The following is a 2,209-nucleotide window of genomic DNA, read 5'->3' as shown; positions in this document are numbered from 1 at the left end:
GTGCGCCGCTCCATGCGTTTGTAATTGTCGTTCGTGGCCTTGCCGGCGCGGGCCATATCCTTTTCGTATTTGTCTAGCCGGGCCTCAAGCGAGACAACAAGGCGTTGGGTATCGTCCATCTTTGAATCCTATGCCGCTTCGCTCATGAGCCGGTCGAGTTCGTCCGGGTCCATGTCGAGGAAGCTCTTGCGGTTATCGTTCATGGCAGCGCGGGCAACGGCCATGGCGGCGGCAACCGCGCCGTCGATCCGGTCGGTCTTCTTGCCCTTGTGCATTCGCACCAAGCCGGTGTCGTTCCGGGACGCCACGACGCTATCGAAGTGATGCCGAAGGACGGGATGCCCGTTGTGGCGAAGGTTGCGCCCGTTCACGACACGCTCAAGGGTGCCGATAGCCGGCCCCATGGTGAGCGGCCCTTGTCGCATTTCCACGGTAGGGATGCCGTCATCGTAAAGCCGCTGCATGGTCATTCGGGCGAGGTGCGGGTCAAAAGCGACTTCCTGCACATTGTCATTGTCGGCGCAAATCTCGCGGATATGGGCTTCGAGGGCTTCCGGTTCGATCACCGGGCCGTCAATGACGGTAATCAGGCCATCATCGCGCCACTGCTCATAAGGAACGCCGTCACGTTCGGCCCGACCCTTCAGGTCATCGCCCGGCACGAAAAACCAAGGGTGCATGGTGATCGTGCCATCTTCATGCCGCCAAGCCGCCACAACAGCCGTAAGGTCGCCATTGACGCTCATGTCCACGCCGATGAAACACGGCAACGCTACAAGGTCGGCGAGGTCCAGCGGGATCGTGCCGGCGTCATAGGTCGCCATGTCGAAAAGCGGGTCGCGAGAATGCGCCTGCCAGATGTTGAGGTTGAACTGTTTGAAGGCGTGGCGGTCGGCCGGACGGTGTTCGGCTTCCTTCGCGGCGTTCCGCAAACCGTTGAGGTTCGGAAATCCATAGGCAAGGCCGGGATTGACGCGGTGCCATTCGGCCTCATCTTGCCAATCGGCAGCCGGATCGGCTTCGAAGATGATCGGCAGATAGGCCGGGTTCACAATCTCGCCGAGCGCAACGCGCCGGGCATAGTCGTATTCGGCAAAGCCAAGATTTTCCGAGCCGCGCCCGGCAGTCGTGGCGATCACCATAAGGGTGCCGCTGGTTTTCACCATGCCAGACTTGAGCGCTTCCCAAAGCTCGCGGCCTTTCCAAACATGGATTTCATCGACCAGCACAAAAGCCGGCGTTTTGCCGTGCTGCGCTGCGCCGTCGCTGGAAATGGCCTGAAGTTCGACGCCTTCCGCCCTGAAAGCGATTTTCTTGGCGCTGTTATGGGCGTCATAGATGCGGGTCGCCGCGACAAGGCGCTTGTCCATACGCACGATGTTGGCGGCTTCCTTGAAGCCAAGGCCGGCTTGCTCGCGGTCGGAAGCGGCGAAGATAACTTGCCCGGCCGGAACCTTCTCCGGCCCGATGGTATGCAAGAGCGCCAGCGCCGCGGCGAGGCTGGTCTTACGGTTACCGCGGGGAATCATCCAAAAAACGGTTTCAACAATGCGCCGTTTGTCCGGGTGCCGGGGTCCATAAATCCGGCGCACGATCCGCTCTTGCCAGTCGTGAAGCTGGAAAGCGTTCTTCGGCGCGGTGCTGTTCGGGTGCTTGAGGGCGCGAAGGAAGCGCACGGCCCGGTCGCCGTAGCCGAACGGGTCATCAATCGGACTGCCGTCAAAAATCCACGCCGGATAGGTGCTCGCCATCAATGCACCTTCAGCGGATTGTCGTCGTCATCGTCATCATTGCCGGCGCTGCCGACGCGGGCGCGCGATACCGGCGACAGGCCATATTCGGCGGCAAGCTGCCGGGCCGTCTGCATGGCGCGGTTCTGCATTCCAAAAAGGGTTTTGTCCAAACCAGCGGCAGCAAACAAAAGCTCGATCTCGCGGACGCGGCCCGTTGCCACGCAATAATTCTCGACGCCGGTTAGGTCGGCCTTGGTGATGATCCGATCCGCGATCAGGCGCGGCATGATCCGCTTCCATTCGGCGCGAGCTTCGGCCGTCATCCACTTTGGCGCGGGCGGTGCCTTAGCGAGCGGATCACGATCAGGGGAAAGGGCAGGCTTGACGCCGCGAAGATGCGTCATGACGTTGCCACCGCGCGAAGCTCAAGACCGCAACGGCGGCCGATTTCGGTGATTTCCTTCAGGTCGTGCGCA

At 61.3% G+C, this 2,209-nt stretch carries 2 protein-coding genes; both read right to left on the bottom strand.

From position 1 onward, the window contains the following. Positions 1–128: 128 nt before the first annotated feature. Positions 129–1,751, bottom strand: a complete 1,623-nt coding sequence (locus ACX3P1_RS27960; protein ID WP_459083037.1) for a terminase large subunit — start codon at positions 1,749–1,751, stop codon at positions 129–131. Continuing rightward, a complete protein-coding gene (locus tag ACX3P1_RS27955) occupies positions 1,751–2,137 on the bottom strand; it encodes a phage terminase small subunit P27 family (protein WP_459083035.1) in 387 nt (128 codons plus the stop codon). Before ACX3P1_RS27955 ends, ACX3P1_RS27960 begins: the two co-directional genes overlap by 1 nt. Between the last annotated feature and the right edge of the window lie 72 nt (positions 2,138–2,209).

This window comes from Mesorhizobium sp. A623, from assembly GCF_054489405.1.
This window is presented reverse-complemented; position numbering and strand designations above follow the sequence as displayed.